Annotated in this window: 16 protein-coding genes; 6 read left to right on the top strand and 10 right to left on the bottom strand. The window is 70.0% G+C overall.

Annotated features, from left to right (window positions below; translation table 11 throughout):
* Window positions 1-22: 22 nt before the first annotated feature.
* The 5 genes from acnA to dut all read right to left on the bottom strand — a co-directional run bounded on the left by acnA (window position 23) and on the right by dut (window position 7,318).
* Window positions 23-2,896, bottom strand: a complete 2,874-nt coding sequence (acnA, locus tag ASF88_RS06690; RefSeq protein ID WP_235493306.1) for an aconitate hydratase AcnA — start codon at window positions 2,894-2,896, stop codon at window positions 23-25.
* 92 nt (window positions 2,897-2,988) lie between these two features.
* Window positions 2,989-5,361 (bottom strand): cation-translocating P-type ATPase, encoded by a 2,373-nt coding sequence (locus ASF88_RS06685; RefSeq protein ID WP_055915750.1) that lies wholly within the window; start codon window positions 5,359-5,361, stop codon window positions 2,989-2,991.
* Between the two features lie 27 nt (window positions 5,362-5,388).
* A complete protein-coding gene (locus tag ASF88_RS06680) occupies window positions 5,389-6,207 on the bottom strand; it encodes a DUF3159 domain-containing protein (protein WP_082518846.1) in 819 nt (272 codons plus the stop codon).
* A gap of 11 nt (window positions 6,208-6,218) precedes the next feature.
* Window positions 6,219-6,863 (bottom strand): DUF3710 domain-containing protein, encoded by a 645-nt coding sequence (locus tag ASF88_RS06675; protein WP_055915748.1) that lies wholly within the window; start codon window positions 6,861-6,863, stop codon window positions 6,219-6,221.
* Window positions 6,860-7,318 (bottom strand): dUTP diphosphatase, encoded by a 459-nt coding sequence (dut, locus tag ASF88_RS06670; RefSeq protein WP_055915746.1) that lies wholly within the window; start codon window positions 7,316-7,318, stop codon window positions 6,860-6,862. The genes ASF88_RS06675 and dut overlap by 4 nt, the downstream gene beginning before the upstream one ends.
* A gap of 39 nt (window positions 7,319-7,357) precedes the next feature.
* Here dut and ASF88_RS06665 point away from each other — a divergent pair, with 39 nt between their 5' ends.
* Complete coding sequence (locus tag ASF88_RS06665; RefSeq protein WP_055915744.1) at window positions 7,358-7,819, top strand: DUF3093 domain-containing protein; 462 nt, start codon at window positions 7,358-7,360, stop codon at window positions 7,817-7,819.
* A 27-nt stretch (window positions 7,820-7,846) separates the two neighbouring features.
* Here ASF88_RS06665 and ASF88_RS06660 read toward each other — a convergent pair whose 3' ends face one another.
* A complete protein-coding gene (locus tag ASF88_RS06660) occupies window positions 7,847-8,140 on the bottom strand; it encodes a DUF4193 domain-containing protein (protein WP_025155643.1) in 294 nt (97 codons plus the stop codon).
* A gap of 205 nt (window positions 8,141-8,345) precedes the next feature.
* Between ASF88_RS06660 and sepH the strand changes: the two genes are divergently transcribed.
* Window positions 8,346-9,527, top strand: coding sequence for a septation protein SepH (gene sepH / locus ASF88_RS06655; protein WP_055915740.1), 1,182 nt, complete (start codon window positions 8,346-8,348; stop codon window positions 9,525-9,527).
* A gap of 27 nt (window positions 9,528-9,554) precedes the next feature.
* Here the strand turns inward: sepH and ASF88_RS06650 are convergent, their stop codons facing one another.
* A complete protein-coding gene (locus ASF88_RS06650) occupies window positions 9,555-10,688 on the bottom strand; it encodes an alkaline phosphatase family protein (protein WP_235493305.1) in 1,134 nt (377 codons plus the stop codon).
* Window positions 10,689-10,766: 78 nt separating this feature from the next.
* Between ASF88_RS06650 and ASF88_RS06645 the strand changes: the two genes are divergently transcribed.
* On the top strand, window positions 10,767-13,238 hold the full coding sequence (locus ASF88_RS06645) for a DNA gyrase/topoisomerase IV subunit A (RefSeq protein ID WP_055915736.1): 2,472 nt from the start codon (window positions 10,767-10,769) through the stop codon (window positions 13,236-13,238).
* Window positions 13,239-13,464: 226 nt separating this feature from the next.
* Here ASF88_RS06645 and ASF88_RS06640 read toward each other — a convergent pair whose 3' ends face one another.
* Window positions 13,465-15,549 (bottom strand): DNA gyrase/topoisomerase IV subunit B, encoded by a 2,085-nt coding sequence (locus ASF88_RS06640; protein ID WP_055915734.1) that lies wholly within the window; start codon window positions 15,547-15,549, stop codon window positions 13,465-13,467.
* 225 nt (window positions 15,550-15,774) lie between these two features.
* On the opposite strand from ASF88_RS06640, the gene ASF88_RS06635 reads away from it, so the two are divergent.
* From ASF88_RS06635 to ASF88_RS06625, 3 genes are all read left to right on the top strand, one after another.
* Complete coding sequence (locus tag ASF88_RS06635; RefSeq protein ID WP_055915732.1) at window positions 15,775-16,011, top strand: DUF7455 domain-containing protein; 237 nt, start codon at window positions 15,775-15,777, stop codon at window positions 16,009-16,011.
* A gap of 66 nt (window positions 16,012-16,077) precedes the next feature.
* Window positions 16,078-16,788: an alanine racemase gene (locus ASF88_RS06630; protein ID WP_055916795.1), complete on the top strand. Its 711-nt coding sequence runs from the start codon at window positions 16,078-16,080 to the stop codon at window positions 16,786-16,788.
* Window positions 16,789-16,816: 28 nt separating this feature from the next.
* Entirely contained in the window at window positions 16,817-17,893 is a 1,077-nt protein-coding gene (locus ASF88_RS06625; RefSeq protein WP_055915731.1) for an alanine racemase, read from the top strand.
* Between the two features lie 15 nt (window positions 17,894-17,908).
* Here ASF88_RS06625 and ASF88_RS06620 read toward each other — a convergent pair whose 3' ends face one another.
* On the bottom strand, window positions 17,909-18,625 hold the full coding sequence (locus ASF88_RS06620) for a type 1 glutamine amidotransferase (protein WP_055915729.1): 717 nt from the start codon (window positions 18,623-18,625) through the stop codon (window positions 17,909-17,911).
* Complete coding sequence (locus ASF88_RS06615; protein WP_055915727.1) at window positions 18,622-19,896, bottom strand: MurT ligase domain-containing protein; 1,275 nt, start codon at window positions 19,894-19,896, stop codon at window positions 18,622-18,624. The genes ASF88_RS06620 and ASF88_RS06615 overlap by 4 nt, the downstream gene beginning before the upstream one ends.
* Window position 19,897: the final 1 nt, after the last annotated feature.

The following is a 19,897-nucleotide window of genomic DNA, read 5'->3' as shown; positions in this document are numbered from 1 at the left end:
CCTCCCCTTGACAACGGTCTGGTTACACGAGGCTCCGCAGCACGTACTGCAGGATGCCGCCGTTGCGGTAGTAGTCGGCCTCACCCGGGGTGTCGATCCGGACCACCGCGTCGAACTCGACGACCTTCTTGCCCGCGGGCGAGTGCTCGGTGGGCTCGGCGACGACGCGCACGGTCTTGGGCGTGCGGCCCTCGTTGAGCTCCTCGAGACCCGTGATCGAGAACGACTCGGTGCCGTCCAGGCCCAGCGACTCGATGCTCTCACCGGCCGGGAACTGGAGCGGGACGACGCCCATGCCGATCAGGTTCGACCGGTGGATGCGCTCGAAGCTCTCGGTGATGACCGCTCGGACGCCCAGGAGGCTCGTGCCCTTGGCCGCCCAGTCGCGCGACGAGCCGGAGCCGTACTCCTTGCCGCCCAGGACGACGAGCGGAGTGCCCTGCGCCTGGTAGTTCTGCGACGCGTCGTAGATGAACGACTGCGGACCGTCGGGCTGCGTGAAGTCACGCGTGTATCCACCCTCGACGCCGTCGAGGAGCTGGTTGCGCAGACGGATGTTCGCGAACGTTCCGCGGATCATCACCTCGTGGTTGCCGCGGCGCGAGCCGTACGAGTTGAAGTCCTTGCGATCGATGCCGTGCTCGGTGAGGTACTGGCCTGCCGGGCTGTCCGCCTTGATGGAGCCGGCGGGCGAGATGTGGTCGGTGGTGACCGAGTCGCCGAGCTTCGCCAGCACGCGGGCGCCGGTGATGTCGGAGACCGGGGTGGTCTCCAGCGTCATGCCGTCGAAGTACGGAGGCTTGCGCACGTAGGTCGACTTCTGGTCCCACTCGAACACCGAGCCGGTCGGGGTGGCGAGCGACTTCCAGCGCTCGTCGCCCTCGAAGACCGAGGAGTACTGGTGGACGAACATGCCCTCGTTGATGGAGGAGTCGATCGTCTGCTGCACCTCGGCGGCGTCCGGCCAGATGTCCTTCAGGAAGATGTCGTTGCCCTCGGAGTCGGTGCCCAGCGGGTCGACCTCGAAGTCGAAGTTCATCGTTCCCGCCAGGGCGTACGCGATGACCAGCGGCGGGCTCGCCAGGTAGTTCATCTTGACGTCGGGGTTGATGCGGCCTTCGAAGTTGCGGTTGCCCGAGAGCACGGCGGTGACGGCGAGGTCGCTGTCGTTGACGGCCTGCGAGATCTCCTCGAGCAGCGGGCCCGAGTTGCCGATGCAGGTGGTGCAGCCGTAGCCGACCGTGTAGAAGCCGAGGGCCTCCAGGTCTTTGGTCAGACCGGCCTTCTCGTAGTAATCCGTCACGACCTTCGATCCCGGCGCCAGCGTGGTCTTGACCCACGGCTTGGCCTTCAGGCCCTTCGCCGCCGCGTTGCGGGCGAGCAGGCCCGCCGCCAGCATGACCGACGGGTTCGAGGTGTTCGTGCACGAGGTGATCGCCGCGATGGCGACGGCTCCGTGGTCGATCACGAAGTCGGCGCCGTTCTCCAGCTTCACCGGGGTGGGGTTGGAGGCCGTCTTCGGCGCGTGGCTGTGGTGCGTGTGCACGTGGTGGCTGTAGGAGTCCTCCGGCTGCAGCTCGCCGGGGTCCGATGCCGGGAACGACTCCGAGATGGTCAGGTCGACCAGGTCGTGCGAGATCTCCGCGTAGTCGACCAGGTCCTTCTCGAACTGGTCCTTCGCCGAGCTCAGCTCGATGCGGTCCTGCGGACGCTTCGGGCCGGCGATCGACGGGACGACCGTCGACAGGTCGAGCTCGAGGTACTCGGAGAAGACCGGCTCGGTCGCCGGGTCGTGCCACAGGCTCTGGGCCTTCGAGTACGCCTCGACCAGGGCGACCTGCTCCTCGCTGCGGCCGGTGAGGCGCAGGTAGTCGAGCGTGACGTCGTCGATCGGGAACATGGCGGCGGTCGAGCCGAACTCCGGGCTCATGTTGCCGATGGTGGCGCGGTTGGCCAGCGGGACCTCCGCGACACCGGCGCCGTAGAACTCGACGAACTTGCCGACCACACCGTGCTTGCGCAGCATCTGGGTGATCGTGAGCACGACGTCCGTCGCGGTCACACCGGTCGGGATCGCACCGGTCAGCTTGAAGCCGACGACCTTGGGGATGAGCATGGAGACCGGCTGGCCCAGCATGGCCGCCTCGGCCTCGATGCCGCCGACGCCCCAGCCGAGCACGCCGAGGCCGTTGACCATGGTGGTGTGCGAGTCGGTGCCGACGCAGGTGTCGGGGTAGGCCTGGAGCTCGCCGCCGACCTCACGGGTCATCGTGACGCGGGCGAGGTACTCGATGTTGACCTGGTGGACGATGCCGGTGCCCGGCGGGACGACCTTGAAGTCGTCGAACGCGGTCTGGCCCCAGCGCAGGAACTGGTAGCGCTCCCCGTTGCGCTCGTACTCGATGTCGGTGTTGCGCTCGAGTGCGTTCTCGGTGCCGAACAGGTCGGCGATGACGGAGTGGTCGATGACCATCTCGGCCGGCGCGAGCGGGTTGATCTTGTTCGGGTCGCCGCCGAGCGACGACACGGCCTCGCGCATGGTGGCGAGGTCGACGATGCAGGGCACGCCGGTGAAGTCCTGCATGATCACGCGGGCGGGCGTGAACTGGATCTCGGTGTCCGGCTCGGCCTGCGGGTCCCAGCTGCCGAGCGCCTTGATGTGGTCCGCGGTGATGTTCGCGCCGTCTTCGGTGCGCAGCAGGTTCTCCAGCAGCACCTTGAGGCTGAACGGGAGCTTCTGGTAGCCGTCGACCGTGTCGATCTTGAAGATCGTGTAGTCCTTCGACCCGACCGTCAGGGTGCTCTTCGCACCGAAACTGCCGAACTCTGAATCAGTCGTAGCTGACACTGTGCCTTCTCCTTCGTCGGCAGGCGATTCACCGCGAGCCGTGTCCATCTTGGTCGTGCGTCGAAGCGTGTTTCCAGCAAGGTAAGCCTAAGTGTTCAGCCCAGGAAAGTATCTTGACGTCAAGATAAAAACTAGCACGTTCAGATCCGGTCGAACACCAGGCCGCGCCGCCGGGCGAACCGGTAGAAGAGCTCGATCCCCACCGAGCCGACGGCCCCGACGGCGATCCCCCAGGCCAGCGCGGCGTCGAGGGAGAGGTGCATCTCGAAGAACGTCGCCGTCGCCGGGATCACGCACACCAGCACGAACGCGGCCGCCACCCCGCCGAGCAGGAACCAGCGCCAGGTGGTGAGCGGTCGCGTGAGCACGCACAGGATCCAGAGCGAGACGCAGAACAGGGCGACCGTCGTCACGCTGCGTGCCTCGTGCAGCGGGAGCGCGCGGTGCAGCGGCGCATACGCCACGACCGCCGTGAGACCGGCGATCGCACCGGTCGGGATGGAGTAGCGCAGGATCCGCGGGAGGACGCCCGGCGTGTAAATGCGCTTGTTGGGCGCGAGCGCGAGGAAGAACGAGGGGATGCCGATGGCGAGCGTCGAGACGAGGGTCAGCTGCCGCGGCAGGAACGGGAACGGCCACAGCACGACCGCGCTCACCAGCGCGAGCAGGATGCCGTAGACCGTCTTGGCCAGGAAGATGTTCGAGACGCGCTCGACGTTGGCGATCACCCGGCGGCCGGAGGAGAGCACGTCCGGGAGCCGGTCGAAACGGTTGTCGAGCAGCACCAGCCGCGAGACCGCCTTGGTGGCCGCCGTCGCGGTCCCCATCGCGATCCCGAGGTCGGCGTCCTTGATCGCCATGGCGTCGTTGACGCCGTCGCCGGTCATCGCGACGGTGCGGCCCTCGCGCTGCAGCAGGCCGACGGCCGTGCGCTTCTGCTCCGGGCTGACCCGGCCGAAGATGCTGGCGCGGCCGAGAGCGTCGGCGAGCGCCTCGTCGGTCGTCAGGGTGGAGGCGTCGATCGCGTCGCCCTCCATGTTCAGGGCACGGGCGATGGCCTCCACCGTGACCGGGTTGTCCCCCGACATCACGACGACGCGCACCGCCTGCTCGCTGAAGTAGCCGAGCGTCTCCGGGGCCTCCGTCCGCAGGTTCTCCCCCAGGATCACCAGCAGCGCCGGCTCCACCCGCACACCGGTGAGCGGAACGTGCGTGCCGTGCGGCAAGGGGTCGACCGCCCGGGCGAGGGCGAGCGTGCGGCGGCCGGTCGCGGCGATCGCGTTCGCGCGCTGCAGCGCCTCCGCGTGGTCGGCCAGCACCCGCTCGGGCGCGCCGAGCACCCAAGAAGTCTCCGCGCCGTCGACCCGCATGGCGAGCGCGCTGTACTTGGTCGCCGAGCTGAACGGGATCCGCCGCTCGATCCGGAATCGGTCGCTGCGGAACCGGGTGGACAGGATCCCCGAGGTCGCGTTGCCGGTGTCGTCGGCACCGAACGCGGCGAGCGCCGTCTCCGCGAGCTCGGCCGGCACGTCGCCGATCGGCTCCGTCCCCTCCAGCTCCAGCTCACCGGTGGTGAGGGTGCCCGTCTTGTCGAGGCAGAGCACGTCGACGCGGGCGAGCACCTCCACGGCGGCGAGCTCCTGCACGAGCACCTTGCGCGCGGCCAGTTGGATCGCCGCGACGCCGAACGCCAGGCTCGTGAGCAGCACCAGCCCCTCCGGGATCATTCCGACGACGGCGGCGACCGCGTCGAGCAGGGCGCGTCTCCAGCGCGTGTCGGTGAAGAGCTCGGCGAAGCCGCCGTACGCCAGCACGCGGCCGATCAGGGTCACCAGGATGACCGGTCCGAGGATCCACGACAGGTAGACGAGGATGCGGTTGGTGGCGTCGCGCAGCTCGGAGCGCACGAGCGAGTGCCGTTTGATCTCGCTGGTGAGCTTGCTGGCGTAGGAGTCGGCGCCGACAGCGGTCACGACCGCGTACCCTGTCCCGGTCGCGACGTGCGAGCCCGAGAGCAACTGCTCGCCCTCGTCTTTGAAGACCGGGTCGGCCTCCCCCGTCAGCAACGACTCGTCGAGCGAGAGACCGGTGCTCTCGGCCACCACCGCGTCGGCGGGGATCTGATCGCCCGGCCGCAGGACGAGCAGGTCGTCGAGCACGACCTCCTGCAGTCCGATGGTCACGACCTCGCCGCCGCGGCGCACCCGGCTCTCGGGCGCGGCGAGCAGCGCGGCCTTGTCGAGCACCCGCTTGGCGCGGATCTCCTGCACGATGCCGATCAGCGCGTTGACGACGACGACGCCGTAGAAGAAGCCGTCGCGGAGGTCGCCGAGCAGCAGGACGGCGATGAAGCAGACGGTGAGGATGCCGTTGAACAGCGTGAAGATGTTCTCGCGCAGGATGTCGCCGAACGAGCGCGAGCCCACCTGGCGCTGGAGGTTCACCCGGCCGTCCGCCTGGCGCTCCGCCACCTGCGCGGCACTCAGCCCCTCTCTGGTGCGCGCGTCGAGCATCCCTCCCCCTCCTGGACGCGGTGCCGGCTAGCCGGCGTTCTTCTCCGACGAGCGCGTCGCCTGCTGCGGCTTCTGCGGGAACTGCCCCTTGACCACGAACCAGGTCACCAGCAGGAGCGGGGCGTACAGCGGCACGCCCATCAGCAGCTTCGTGAGCGCCAGCGCGCTGGTGGCCGCGTCGGTGTGCGCCAGATAAAGCGGAACCTGCACGAGGAGCCGCGCGGCGAAGAGCAGGAACCAGAGGAACGTGAGCGCCTGCATGACCCGGAACTTCGACTTCACCGATCGCCAGGCGAGACCGTCGCCCATCAGGTAGCCGGCCGCGAGGCCGATCAGCGGCCAGCGGACCAGGATCGAGATGAGGAGGGCGGCCGCGTAGGCGGCGTTGGTCCAGATGCCCAGGATGAAGTTGTCCTCGCCGCGGCCCGTGATGAGCGCGAAGATCGCGGACAGCCCGACGCCGATCAGGCCGGCGAGCGCCTGGGTGACCGGCGTCTTGCCGATGATCCGCACCGCGGTGAACACCACGGCGACCGCGACGGAGACGCCGATGGAGAGCGGCACGTTCTGCGTGAACGTGAAGAGGATGAGGAAGACCAGACCGGGAAGGATGGTCTCCAGCAGTCCCCGTACGCCGCCGAGGGCGGAGAGCAGCGCGGTGCCGGTCGGCGTGCCGCCGTCGACGAGCTGGCCCATGCCCGAGTTCCGCGCCGCGCGGGCGAGGGACTCGCCGACGGTGGAGGCGACCTGATCGTCGTGCTCCACGGCGCCGGATTCCACAGCGCCGGACTCCTCCGCGCCGGACGCCTCTGCGCCTTTCTCCGGGTCGTGCTGCTGATCGGTCACGTCGGCACCGCTCACAGAGACGAGTAGCCGCTGTCGCCGGCGCTCGGCGCCGACGGCATGCGCAGCGGGATGAGGTCGCGCGGAGGCATCGGCACATTGCCGCGGACGACGACGATGCTGCGGAAGAGGTCTTCGACGAGCGCGGCCGCATCGGGCTTGACGGCCGCGTCGCCCGCGATCACGCCGCGCAGGAACCAGCGCGGGCCGTCGACGCCGACGAACCGCGCGACACGGGTCTCGCCGGGCGCGCCCTGCGGAGGGGCCACGGGGATCTCGGCGACGAGCTCCGGGCCGAAGACGCCGTCGCGCTCGCTCACGCGGCCGCCCTGGCGCTGAACCTGCTCCGCGATCTGGCCGCGGATCTCGTGCCAGAGCCCCGTGGAGCGCGGCGCGGCGAACGGCTGCACCTGCAGCGTGGAGTTCGCGTAGTCGAGGCCGACGGCGACGACGCGCTGCGACTCCTCTTCGACCTCCAATCGCAGGTGGAGGCCCTCGCGGGGAAGGATCTTGACGCCGCCGAGGTCGACATAAGGACGGACCGGGTTCGCCTCGCTCTCGTCGAGGGGACCTTCCGTCTCACGATCCTCCGGTGCGGACTTGTCCGCGTCCTGAGGAGCCGCGAGGTCCTCGCCGGGGGTGTCGCTGCTGTCGGTCAAGCGTGTTCTCCTGCCTGGGTGACGGTGTAGCCGGACGAGCCGAAGCCCGCGGAGCCGCGGTGGCTGTCCGGGAGGGTGTCGACGGGGACGAACCGGGCCTGCACGACCGGCATGACGATCAGCTGGGCGATCCTGTCGCCGACGGCGATATCGTACGACATCGACCTGTCCGTATTCAGGACGGTCACCTTGATCTCGCCGCGATAGCCGGCGTCCACCGTCCCCGGCGCGTTGACGATGGTGATGCCGTGCCGCATGGCGAGGCCGCTGCGAGGAACGACGAAGGCGAGGTAGCCCTCGGGAAGTGCGATCGAGACGCCGGTCGGCACCGTGTGCCGCTCGCCAGGGGCCAGCGTGACGGCCTCCGCCGCGCACAGGTCGGCGCCGGCGTCACCGGGGTGGGCGTACGCCGGAAGGTGCTGAGCGATGATCGGGACGTCCACGGTTTCGGTCACGTGTCGAGGGTAGTGCACGAAGGATGATCGAATAGGCGTATGGACCTCTACCGCGAACGGCTCTGGGCGACCCCCTGGCTCTTCATCTCCACCATCCTGGTCGTGCCGGCCGTGATGCTCGTCTTCGCCCCGATCAACTTCACCGTCGGCGTCGTGCTCGCGATCGTCTTCTACGCGGCCATCGTGGTCGCGCTGCTGGTCTCCGCGCCGGTCATCCGTGTCACGTCCGACGAGCTGAAAGCCGGGCACGCGAGCATCCCGCTCGAGTTCATCGGAGAGCCCAAGGCCTTCCGGGCCGAGGAGGCCACCCTCGAGCGCGGCCAGCGTCTCGACGCCCGCGCCTGGCTGCTCATCCGCGGCTGGATCAAGCCGGTCGTCAAGGTGCCGGTGCTCGACGTCGACGACCCGGCGCCCTACTGGCTGATCTCAACAAGAAACCCGGACCAGTTGGTCCGGGTTCTCGATGAGGCCCGACGTTCCTCCAGCCCCCTCGGGGACTAGCGGCGTCGTAGCGGTGCGGTGCGCGGCTTACGCGGCGCACTCCACGCAGATCGGTCCGAGCTTGCTCTCGTGGTCGATCTGCGAGCGGTGCTTCACCAGGAAGCAGCTCACGCAGGTGAACTCGTCAGCCTGAGGAGGCAGCACCACGACGTCGAGGTCGAGGTCCGACAGGTCGGCACCGGGGAGCTCGTAGCCGCCCGGGTTGTCGGCGTCCTCGACGTCGACGACACCAGACATCTTGTCCGGAACTCGCTCCTTGAGGGCCTCGATCGACTCGGAGTCGTCCTCGGTCTTCCGCGGTGCGTCGTAATCCGTTGCCATGCCCATCCACTTCTCGTCGTAACGGCCGATTCTCGCAATCGGCGGCCATAGTTTGCATCAATCCCCTGCGAATAGCAAAACCACGCAGGAGCCTCTCAGTGATTGCTCGGTATTCAACTTCCGGCACGCCCGGGGTATTCCCCCGAAAGCCCCCGTTCTCGTGGCATTCTGGGCCGGAACGAACGCGAGCTCGGAAGGCATCACAATGCAGGATTTGAAGGTCATCGGGGTCGAGAACGGCGCGATCGTCGCCGTCGGCGACGACGGTGAGCGCTTCCGCATCGCCGTCGACGACACGCTGCAGTCGAAGATCCGGCAGGTGCGTCAGCAGGCGTCCGCCGAAACGCCCAAACTCTCCCCGCGCGAGATCCAGGCGCACATCCGCTCCGGGATGTCGGCCGACGACGTCGCCGCGGTCACCGGGGCACCGCTGGACTACGTCCAGCGCTTCGAAGGCCCGATCGTCGCCGAACGCGAGCACGTCGTCGCGAGCGCGCTCAGCGTGCCCGTGCGCACCGCGGCCGAGGTCGACCCGCTGGGCGACCCCGACACCTTCGGCTCGGTCATCCGCGACCGGCTGGCCTCCCTCGGCGTCGCCGGAGAGCGCTGGGCGAGCTGGAAGGACGAGGAGACCGGCTGGATCGTCAAGCTGGAGTTCACGGCCGACGAGATCGACCACGACGCCCGCTGGAGCTACGACCTCCGCAAGCACGCGCTCGCTCCGCTGAACTCGGAGGCCACGACGCTCTCGCAGGCCGGCGAGCTCCGTGGAGGCGCGCTCATCCCGCGACTGCGCGCGGTGCTGCCGCACGAGGGCGAGCCGGACACCTCCCGTTTCGACAGCGGCGCCTTCACCTTCCCCGCGCCCGGAGTCGACCTGCTCGGCCCCGAGGTGACGCAGCCGCTCGAGCCGCTGGAGCCGCACGCTCCGGGGCGCGCCAGCAACTCCATCGCCGTCTCGGCGATCAACCGCGCCGACGAGACGCCGCGCGACCTCCACCAGACCGCCGACCTGCTGGAGGCTCTGCGGCGCCGGCGTGGAGAGCGCGAAGCCGCCACCTACGACGACCGGACTCCGCCGCGCACCGAGCTGCCGGACCGCCGTGAGCACGGCCGACCCGAGGCCGGACCCGCTGAGACCGAGCAGCCCACCCTTCTCGACCCGCTGCCGTTCCGGCTCGTGGAGGAGAGCATCACCATCGTCGAGGAGTTCGCGCCCGCGTCGGAGCGGCCCGCGACTCCCGCTGTTCCCCCGGCCTCCGCGCCGTCGCCCGCGTCCTCTCAGCAGGAGCAGGCACCCACCGGCGGCCGCCGCAAGGGCCGTGCCGCGATGCCGAGCTGGGACGAGATCGTCTTCGGCGCACGCACGGACGACGACCTGGCCTGACCCCGCGCGCAGCTCGGCTTCGCGCGGTCAGACCGCCGCGCCGAACCGCAGCAGCGGGACGCGGGTCTCCTCCACCGTGAGCGAGCCGTGCTGCCCGATCATGCTGCGCCCGGTGCGCTGCGGGTCGCGCGAGTCGTAGTAGGCGATCCGCTTGCGGGCGGCGACGAGCACGTCGCCGATCCGGGGCGCCACCGCCGGGTCCACCGTCGGACCGAACCAGCCGGCGGCGATGGCTTCCGCCCGGGTCGCGACCCACGACCGGCCGCCCTCGACCGCGTTCCAGCGGGCGGCGACCTCCTCGGGGGACGCGCCGGAGTCGACATAAAGGTGCAGCAGTCGCGGTTCTCCCGCGATCTCCTCGACGCCCTCCAGCAACTCCGGCGCGGTGTCGTAGAGCACGTGGCCGCTCTCGGGGATGTCCACGATCCCGTGGTCGGCCGTCACCAGCACGCCGTGGGCCGGGCCGAGTGAGGCCGCCAGCTGCGCGACGAGACCGTCGAGCGTCTCCAGCTCCGCGGTCCACCGCGGCGACTCCCAGCCGCGCGCGTGGGCGGCCTGGTCGAGCTCGGCGACGTAGAGATAGGTGAGCGCGGGGCCCGGCGTGCGGAGGATCTCCCGCACGGCGTCGAACCGATCGGCCATCGTGCGGCCCCCGATGAACTCGGCTCCCCGGAGGACGGCATGGGTGAAACCCGAGTCGGCGTAGGCCGGCACCCCGACGGCGTACGCGGCGACGCCCTCGGTCGACGCCCTCTCGAACACCGTCCGCGAGCGCTGCCAGGTCGCCGGGTCCATCCGCTCGTCCCAGCCGCTCAGCTGGTTGCTGAGCCTCCCCGCGTCGTCGCGCACCCGGTAGCCGACCAACCCGTGCTCTCCGGGCGTCGTGCCTGTGGTGAGAGTGGCGAGCGCTGCGGCCGTCGTCGTGGGGAATCCCGCGTCGATCGTGGTCGTCTTTCCGAGGCGGGAGGCCAGCGTACGCGCGTGGCCCTCCCGTGCCCGCAGAGCGGCAGCCCCGAGGCCGTCGACCACGACCACCACCGCATGCTGCAGCGGGCGGAGGCCGAGCGCGTTCTCCTGCCCCTGCACCGCTGCGAGGCAACTCGGCAGAACCGTGGCGAGGCTCGCCGGGGTGGTGAACGCGGCCGGTAGCATGGGGGGCATCCGGCCCAGTCTGTCACAGCTGGACGGACGGGAGCCGTCGAACCCGCGCCTCCTGCCGCCCCATCACCGAATGCACGAATGACACCAGCAGACGATCAGGCCCCGACAACAGAACGCATCGAAGACGTCGACGTCACGACGGAGATGCAGGGGTCGTTCCTCGAGTACGCGTACTCGGTCATCTATTCGCGAGCGCTCCCCGACGCCCGGGACGGCCTCAAGCCGGTGCAGCGCCGCATCCTCTACATGATGACCGAGATGGGACTGCGGCCCGACCGCGGTCACGTCAAGTCCGCGCGCGTCACCGGCGAGGTGATGGGAAAGCTGCACCCGCACGGCGACAGCGCCATCTACGACGCCCTGGTGCGCATGGCGCAAGACTTCACCCTGCGCGTCCCGCTGGTCGACGGCCACGGCAACTTCGGCTCGCTCGACGACGGCCCGGCGGCTGCGCGTTACACGGAGGCCCGGCTCGCCGCCGCCGCGCTCGCGCTCACGGAGGACCTCGACGAGGACGTCGTCGACTTCGTCCCGAACTACGACAACCAGCTGCTGCAGCCGGACGTGCTGCCCGCCGCCTTCCCGAACCTCCTCGTCAACGGCGCGAGCGGCATCGCCGTCGGCATGGCCACCAACATGGCCCCGCACAACCTCGTGGAGGTCGTCGGCGCGGCGCGGCACCTGCTGGCGAACCCGGAGGCGACGCTCGACGAGCTGATGGACTACGTCCCCGGCCCCGACCTCCCGAGCGGTGGAACCATCGCCGGGCTCTCCGGGGTGCGCGACGCCTACGCCACGGGTCGCGGCAGCTTCCGGATGCGCGCCAAGGTGTCGGTCGAGTCGATCACCGCCCGCAAGAGCGGCCTGGTGGTCACCGAGCTGCCGTACATGGTCGGCCCCGAGAAGGTCATCGAGAAGATCAAGGACGGCGTCAACGCCAAGAAGCTGAACGGCATCTCCGACGTCACCGATCTGTCCGACCGGCAGCACGGCCTCCGTCTCGTCATCGGCATCAAGACCGGCTTCAGCCCGGAGGCGGTGCTCGAGCAGCTCTACCGTCACACGCCGCTCGAAGAGGGCTTCGCGATCAACAACGTCGCCCTCGTCGCCGGCGGCCCGCAGACACTCGGTCTGCGCGAGCTGCTGCGCGTCTACCTCGACCACCGCGTCCGCGTCGTCACCCGGCGCTCGGAGTTCCGACTGCGCCGGCGCAAGGAACGGCTGCACCTGGTCGAAGGCCTGCTCGTCGCGATCCTCGACATCGACGAGGTCATCCAGGTCATCCGCACCTCCGACGACACCGACGCGGCGCGCACACGCCTGCAGCAGGTCTTCGACCTGAGCACCCTGCAGGCCGACTACATCCTCGAGCTGCGCCTGCGCCGACTGACCCGGTTCTCGCGCATCGAGCTCGAGACCGAGCGCGACCAGTTGCAGGCCGAGATCGCCGAGCTGGAGAAGATCCTCGCCAGTCGTGCCCGCATCGAGCAGCTCGTGTCCGACGAGCTGGAGCAGGTCGCCGCGAAGTTCGGCACCCCGCGCCGCACGCTGCTCACCGAGGCCAAGCCGTCGATCGCCGGCGCCGGTTCCCGCAGCAAGGCGATGACCGTCCAGCTGGAGGTCGCCGACGTCCCCTGCCGCGTCTATCTGTCGACCACGGGCCGTATCCTCCGTGTGGACGCCGGCGGCGAAGGCGAGGGGCTGGACCGCATCCAGCCTCCCGCCCGCCGCAGCAAGCACGACGCGATCCTCTCGGGGCTCGACACGACGAGCCGCAGCGAGATCGGCGCGATCACCGACCGCGGACGCCTCATCCGGTTCTCGCCGGTCGACCTTCCCGCGGCACCCCTCAACTCGGTGCAACTCGGTGCCGGGGTGAAGGTGGGCGACTACCTCGCGCTGGCCGACCGCAAGGAGCGCGTGCTCGCGGTGGTCTCGCTCGACTCGCCGCTGCCGATCGCCCTCGGCACCCGGCAGGGCATCGTCAAGCGCGTCACACCGGGCGACTGGGCCAACAAGCCGGAGTTCGAGATCATCGCATTGAAGGCCGGCGACGCCGTGGTCGGCGCCGTGCAGACCTCCGACGACGCCGAGCTCGTCTTCGTGGCGAGCGACGCGCAGCTGCTGCGGTTCGGCGCGAAGTCGGTGCGCCCGCAGGGCCGCTCGGCGGGCGGCATGGCCGGCATCAACCTGGGCGCAGACGCCCACGTCGTGTTCTTCGGGGCCGTGGAGGCCTCCGAGCGGGACCAGGCGGAGGTCGTCACCATCGCCGTCAGCGACCAGACCCTCCCCGGCGCCGACCCGGGCAGCGGCAAGGTGAGCGACTTCGGCGAGTTCCCCGCCAAGGGCCGGGCCACCGGCGGCGTGCGGTCGCAGCGTTTCCTCAAGGGCGAGACCGAGCTCTCGCTCGCCTGGGTCGGCGCCTCCCCCGCGCTCGCGGTCGGACCGGACGGCGCCTCGCGCGTGCTCCCCGAGGGCGGCGCACGCCGCGACGGCTCGGGCACGCCGCTCGACATGGTCGTCGGCTCCATCGGCCGCCGCCTGGCGTAGGCGGGCAAGGGAGGAGATCCCGCCGCCGACCGAGCACGCCCTCGGGTAACGGAGGAGTCCGGGCCGGGTTTCACCCGGATCTCCTCCGCTGACGGCGCGGAGCGTCCATAACGATCCGAGCCGCCTCGGCTTGGCCAACGGAGGAGTTTGCGGCGCAAGCAGGCGTGGAATTCCTTCGTTAACTGCCTCCGCGCGGCACCGCGACGCAGATCTCCTCCGTTGCCGACTACACGTCGATGCGGGCGCGGCTCAGGTCGTCCGCGCCGGCGATGATGAACTCCTTGCGCGGGGCGACGTCGTTGCCCATCAGCAGCTCGAACACGCGGTTCGCGGCCTCCGCGTCCGCGACACGCACCCGCCGCAGCGTGCGGTGGGTGCGGTCCATCGTCGTCGTCGCCAGCTGGTCGGCATCCATCTCGCCGAGGCCCTTGTAGCGCTGGATCGGCTCCTGGTACTTCTTGCCGCGCTTCTTCAGGTCCGCGAGCACCGCCTGCAGCTCGGCCTCCGAATACGTGTAGATCGTCTCGTTGGGCTTCGATCCCGGATTCACCACGATCACGCGGTGCAGTGGAGGCACGGCCGCGAACACGCGTCCCTCCTCGATCATCGGACGCATGTAGCGGAAGAACAGCGTCAGCAGCAGGGTGCGGATGTGCGCCCCGTCGACGTCGGCGTCCGACATGATGATGACCTTGCCGTAGCGCGCGGAACCCAGCTCGAACGACCGGCCCGAACCCGCGCCGATCACCTGGATGATGGCCGCGCACTCGGCGTTCGACAGCATGTCGGACACCGAGGCCTTCTGCACGTTGAGGATCTTGCCGCGGATGGGCAACAGCGCCTGGTACTCGCTGTCGCGGGCGCGACGCGCGGTGCCGAGGGCCGAGTCGCCCTCCACGATGAACAGCTCGCTGTTGGCCACGTCGCTCGAGCGGCAGTCGACGAGCTTCGCGGGCAGCGAGGAGGTCTCGAGCGCGTTCTTACGGCGCTGCGTCTCCTTGTGCGCCCGCGCGGAGATCCGCGACTTCATCTCGGCGACGACCTTGTCGAGCACGAGCGCCGACTGCGTCTTGTCGTCGCGCTTCGACGACGAGAAACGCTCGGCGAGCGTCTTCTGGATCACGTTCGCGACGATGGTCCGCACGGCCGGAGTGCCGAGCACCTCCTTGGTCTGGCCCTCGAACTGCGGCTCGGGGAGGCGCACCGTGAGCACTGCGGTGAGGCCCGCCATCACGTCGTCCTTCTCGAGCTTGTCCGTACCCGCCTTGAGACGGCGCGCGTTCTGTTCCACCTGCTGACGCAGGAACTTGAGCAGCCCCTGGTCGAACCCGGTCTGGTGGCTGCCGCCCTTGGGCGTCGCGATGATGTTGACGAACGACCGCATCACGGTGTCGTAGCCCGTGCCCCAGCGCAGGGCGATGTCGACCTGGCACTCGCGCTTGAGCTCGGTCGGCACCATCGCGCCGCCGTCGGACAGCACCGGCACCGTCTCGGTGAAGTGGCCCTCCCCGGTGAGCCGCCAGGTCTCGGTGATCGGGCTGTCGGGCGCGAGGAAGTCCACGAACTCCGAGATGCCGCCGTCGTAGCTGAAGGTGGTCCGCTCCCCTTCGGGCGACCGCTTGTCGTCGATGGTGATCGCGAGACCCGGCACCAGAAAGGCGGTCTGCCGGGCGCGGCCGATCAGGTCGTCGACCGAGAACTCGGCGCCCTTCGTGAACACCTGGCGGTCTGCCCAGTAGCGGATGCGCGTGCCCGTCACGCCCTTGGCGACCTTGCCGGCGACGCGCAGCTCGCTGCCGCTCACGAACGGCGAGAAGGTGGCGTCGGGGCTCGGCGCGGCCGAGCCGTCGGCGAACACGCCGGGCTCACCGCGGTGGAAGGACATCGCCCAGGTCTTGCCGTCGCGGTCGACCTCCACGTCGAGCCGCTCGGACAGCGCGTTGACGACCGACGCGCCGACGCCGTGGAGGCCGCCGGACGCCGCGTACGAACCCGTGCCGAATTTGCCGCCGGCGTGCAGCTTGGTGAACACGACCTCCACACCGGTCAGCCCGGTCTTGGGCTCCACGTCGACCGGGATGCCGCGCGCCGTGTCGCGCACCTCGACGCTGTCGTCGGAGTGCAGGATGACCTCGATCGCCGTGCCGTGCCCGGCAAGCGCCTCGTCGACGGAGTTGTCGATGATCTCCCAGAGGCAGTGCATGAGGCCGCGGGAGTCGGTGGAACCGATGTACATGCCGGGCCGTTTGCGCACCGCTTCCAGGCCCTCGAGCACCGAGAGGTGTCTCGCCGAATAGTCCGAGCTGGCCACGAGCGCTCCTTGTGTTCCGTGCGTGTTCCGCGCGCGCCCGTTACGGATCGAAGGCGCGGCGCATCTTCCACACTAAGCGGTGCGCCGGGTGAACCCGCGATCGACACCCGCGAGGCCGGAGGCTACGCGTTGAGCGAAATAGCAGCCAATACGCGCCTGGGAGCCGGGTTTACGTGGTTCTATAGAGATACCGAGTTCACCGGTTGCGACGGAAAGGAGCATCACATGTCTACTATCACCTCGGAGAACGGTGCGGTTGACGAGCTCGAGTCGGGGCCGCAACTGACGGCCGCGGACCGCTGCGACAGCTGTGGCGCTCAGGCGTACATCCGCGTCGTCGTCAACAACGGCGAACTCCTCTTCTGCGCCCACCACGGCAAGAAGCACCAGGAGAAGCTCTCGCAGATCGCGCACAGCTGGCACGACGAGACCGCGCGTCTCTTCGAAGAGCAGCGCGCCTAGGTCTGCCGCGGGAACGCGGGCGAGCCTCGAGACGGAGCTGATCGGGCGATGGCAGGAGCCACCGGCGTGCGCAGACGCGCATTCGTCGATCTCGACGCCATCCGCTCGAACGCTTCAGAGACAGCCACCGCACCCCTCCCCGACTGCACCGCCGACCTCCGCGCCGACGCGTACGGCCACGGGCTCATCCCCGTGGCGCGTGCGCTGACGGACGCGGGGGTCGGCGGTTTTCTCGTCTCCCGGGTGGAGGACGCTTCGGCCCTGGCCGATGAGGGCATTCCCGTCCCCGCCCATATCGGAGTCCCGGCCGGCCGCCATGCTCGCGGTCCGGAGAACCTCCTCGGCCCCGAGTTGTTCGGTCTCATCGCCTCCCGGCCGACGGCTGCCGCCCTTCGGCTGACCGGCGAGATCATCGCCGTCAAGCGCGTCGGGGCCGACCGGGGCGTGTCGTACGGCTACACGTACCGCACCGCGCGACCGAGCACGCTCGTGCTGGTCGCGCTCGGCTACGCCGACGGCATCCTGCGGGTGGCGTCCAACAAGGCGCCCGTGCTCGTCGGCGAGACGACGGGGCGAATCACCGGCCGCATCGCGATGGACCAGTTCGTCGTCGACATCGGCGACGCCGACGCCGTTCCCGGCGATCCGGTCATCCTGTTCGGCGACCCGGCGCGCGGCGAACCCTCGGCGGCCGACTGGGAGGCCGCGCTCGGCGTCGCCGCGCCGGTCATCGCGAGCCGGCTGGGCCGACGCATCGAACGGGTTTACACGCCGTGACCACCGACAGCACGAGGAGCAGCGCCGCATGACCATCGTGGACGCGATCGCCGAGCCCCTCCCCCGCGCGGTCATCGATCTGGCGGCCCTCCGCCGCAATGTGGCGCATCTCACCCAGTTGATCGCCCCGGCGCAGACCATGCTCGCCGTGAAAGCGGACGCGTACGGCCACGGCCTGATCCCGATCGCGGAGGCCGGGCTGGAGGCGGGGGCGACCTCCCTCGCCGTGCTGGAGGTCCCGGCCGGGCTCGTGCTGCGCAGTGCGGGCATCACGGTTCCGCTCCTCGCGTGGCTGCACGGCCGCGACACCGACTGGCGCGCCGCGATCGAGGTCGACATCGAGCTCGGCATCTCCGCGGTCTGGCAGCTGAAGGCGATCGCCGAGGCCGGCGCCGACCGGCCCGCGGTGGTGCACCTCAAGGTCGACACCGGGCTCAGCCGCAACGGCGCAACGCGTGAGGAGTGGCCGCACCTGATCGACACCGCCCTCGACCTCGAGCGGCGCGGGATCGTCCGGATCCGTGCCGCGTGGTCGCACCTGGCAGACGCCTCCATCGCCGACGACGAGGCCGCACTCGTGGAGTTCCGGAGCGCGGTCGCCGAGGCGGAGGAGCGGGGTGCCCGGTTCGAGGTGCTGCACCTCGCGGCGAGTTCAGCAGGCATCCGCATGCCGGAGGCACGATTCGACTTCGTGCGCTTCGGCATCGCCGCCTACGGGTTCTCGCCGTTCGACAACTGCACGGGCGCGGAGCTCGGGCTGGAGCCCGTGATGCGCCTGGAGGCCCCCGTCACCGAGGTCCACGTCGGCGGAACCACCCGCGCGCGGCTCGCGATCGGCTATGGCGACGGTGTGCCGACGCTCGGCATAGCCAAGACGTCCGTTCTGCTGGGCGGCCACCGCTGCCCGGTGATCGACGTGGAGGTCGACTCGATGATCGTCGACCCCGGCTCCGCCCGGGTGAACGTGGGCGACACGGCCGTGCTGTTCGGCACCGGCCGGTCCGGTGACGTCACCGCGGAGAAGTACGCCGACTGGGCCGAGACGATCGCCGACGAGATGGTCACCGGCGTCGGCGCGCGCGTCCCCCGCGTCTACGAGAACTGACCACCCTCCCGGGTGTCAGAGCGCGACGTTGAGGCGCTCGGCGATCGCCCGGCGGGCGTTCGTCGCGTAGCGGTCGACGCGCTCGGTCTGCGTGACCGGCGGAAGCTCGCCGCGCAACGCGGTCTGCAGCAGCCGGTCGGCCAGAGCCGGGTTCATCGGGAGGACGGGACCGTGCAGGTGCGTGCCGATCGCACTGCCGACGACGACGCCCTCCGTGCGGTCGCCGTTGCCGAAGCCGCTCACGACATCGCCGAGCGGCTCGCCGCCGTCCAGCTTCGTCGTCGCGGAGTGGTTCTCGAACCCGGCGAGCGTGAGGCCGTCGCGCGTCTTCACCACCACCTCGGCGACGTGACGACGCGAGCCGAGCGCGGCGCGCGTGGGGAAGACACCGGCGCCCGCAAGCGTCTCGCCCTCCGGTGTCTCGATTTCGGTGCCGAGCAGCTGCCAGCCGCCGGCGATCGCGAGGATCGGGACGCCCGCATCCCGCCACTGCCGCAGCTGGGGAGCGATGCGCGCGACGTCGCGGATGACGGCGCGCTGCGATGAGAGCGGTCCGGAGCCGATGTGAACGATGTCGACGCTGGTGGGCAGGTCGCCGCCCGGTGCGTGCGTCACGACCTCGGCCTCCACACCGCGCCAGCGGGCACGCTCGGCCAGCGCGAGCACGTTGCCCGCGTCGCCGTTGATCCCGAGCTCGCGGGGGTAGAGGTGGAGGATGCGCAGGACGGTCATGCGGCTCCGCCTTCCAGGTCGAGGAAGCCCAGCTGCTTGCGGATCGCCATCATCTGCTCGTAGTTCACGATCATCGTCTTGGTGCCGCGCGCGGGCTTCGGCAGGGCGAGGAACGCCTGCAGGGCCGGCTTGAGCTCCGGCATCACCTGGTCGACCTCGATGCCGGCGTAGGCGAACCGGGTCGCGAACTGCCAGGCCTTCGTGCCCGACACGATGTCGACGTGCTCCAGCTTGGAGAGGTCGATGTCGTACACCCACGACGGATCGGGCGTGCCCTCGTCGACGGAGACGAACACCTGCTCGGGACTGTGGCTCAGGTAGTCGAGGTTGAGCTGCAGGCTCGGCGGGTTCTTCATCATGATGATCTCGATGTCCTCGTCGCCGACCCGCAGCGTCTCGCCGCGGCCGTAGACGGTCCGGAGCGAGCTCATCGCCGCGACCACGGCCTCCGAGCGGAAATCGTCGCCCAGCACGCGGCGCGCCATCGCGGTCGCCCCGGCCGCGTCGACCGCGTAATGGAGGCCGCGCGCCGGAAGGCCGATGCGGACGGACTCGCCGCCGATGGTCAACTGCGCGCTCTGGGTCTCGAGCTTGCTGACGAAGACCGCCGGAACCGGCAGCGCTCCCGCGGCCGCACCGGAGAAGTCGGTGACGTTGGCGAGACCGTTCGGAGAGGACTCGATGATCGCCGGCGCCACCGCGAACGTGGTGACGTCCCGGCCCGCGGCCGCGAGCTCGGCCCCGACCCGCGCGAGGCTGTCGTCGTCGGCGTTCACCACGACGAACTCGCCCGACCGCTCGGCGATGGTGCGGAGCATCCCGATCACCCGGGTGGGCTCGAAGAACCGGTTGAGCTGATCGATCTGCACGTTGAGCAGCAGCGAGCCGCGCGGCTTGAGCACGTTCGCCAGATCGACGCCGTACGCCTCGTCGACCTCGATCACCCCGACGTCGCCGCGGACGTAGCCGTCGAGCGGCACGTCGGCCAGCAGGGCGGAGGCGATCCCCTGCGGGAGGTTGCCTCCGGAAGGGTTCGTGAAGACGTTCAGCCCGTGCTCGCGCAGGATGGCCGTGAGCATGTTCGTCGTGGTCGACTTGCCGTTCGAGCCGGAGACGAAGACGACGCCGAGCGGGAGGCGGCTGACAGCACGTTCGAGGAACTTCGGCGCGATCGCGAGCGCGACACGCCCCGGCACCGCGGAGCCGCCTCCCCGCAGGCGCAGAAGCCAGCGGGCGAGGCGGCCGGCGATGACCGCCAGTCGGTAGCGCACC

Source organism: Leifsonia sp. Leaf336 (assembly GCF_001423695.1).
Classification (GTDB): Bacteria; Actinomycetota; Actinomycetes; order Actinomycetales; family Microbacteriaceae; genus Leifsonia.
This window is presented reverse-complemented; position numbering and strand designations above follow the sequence as displayed.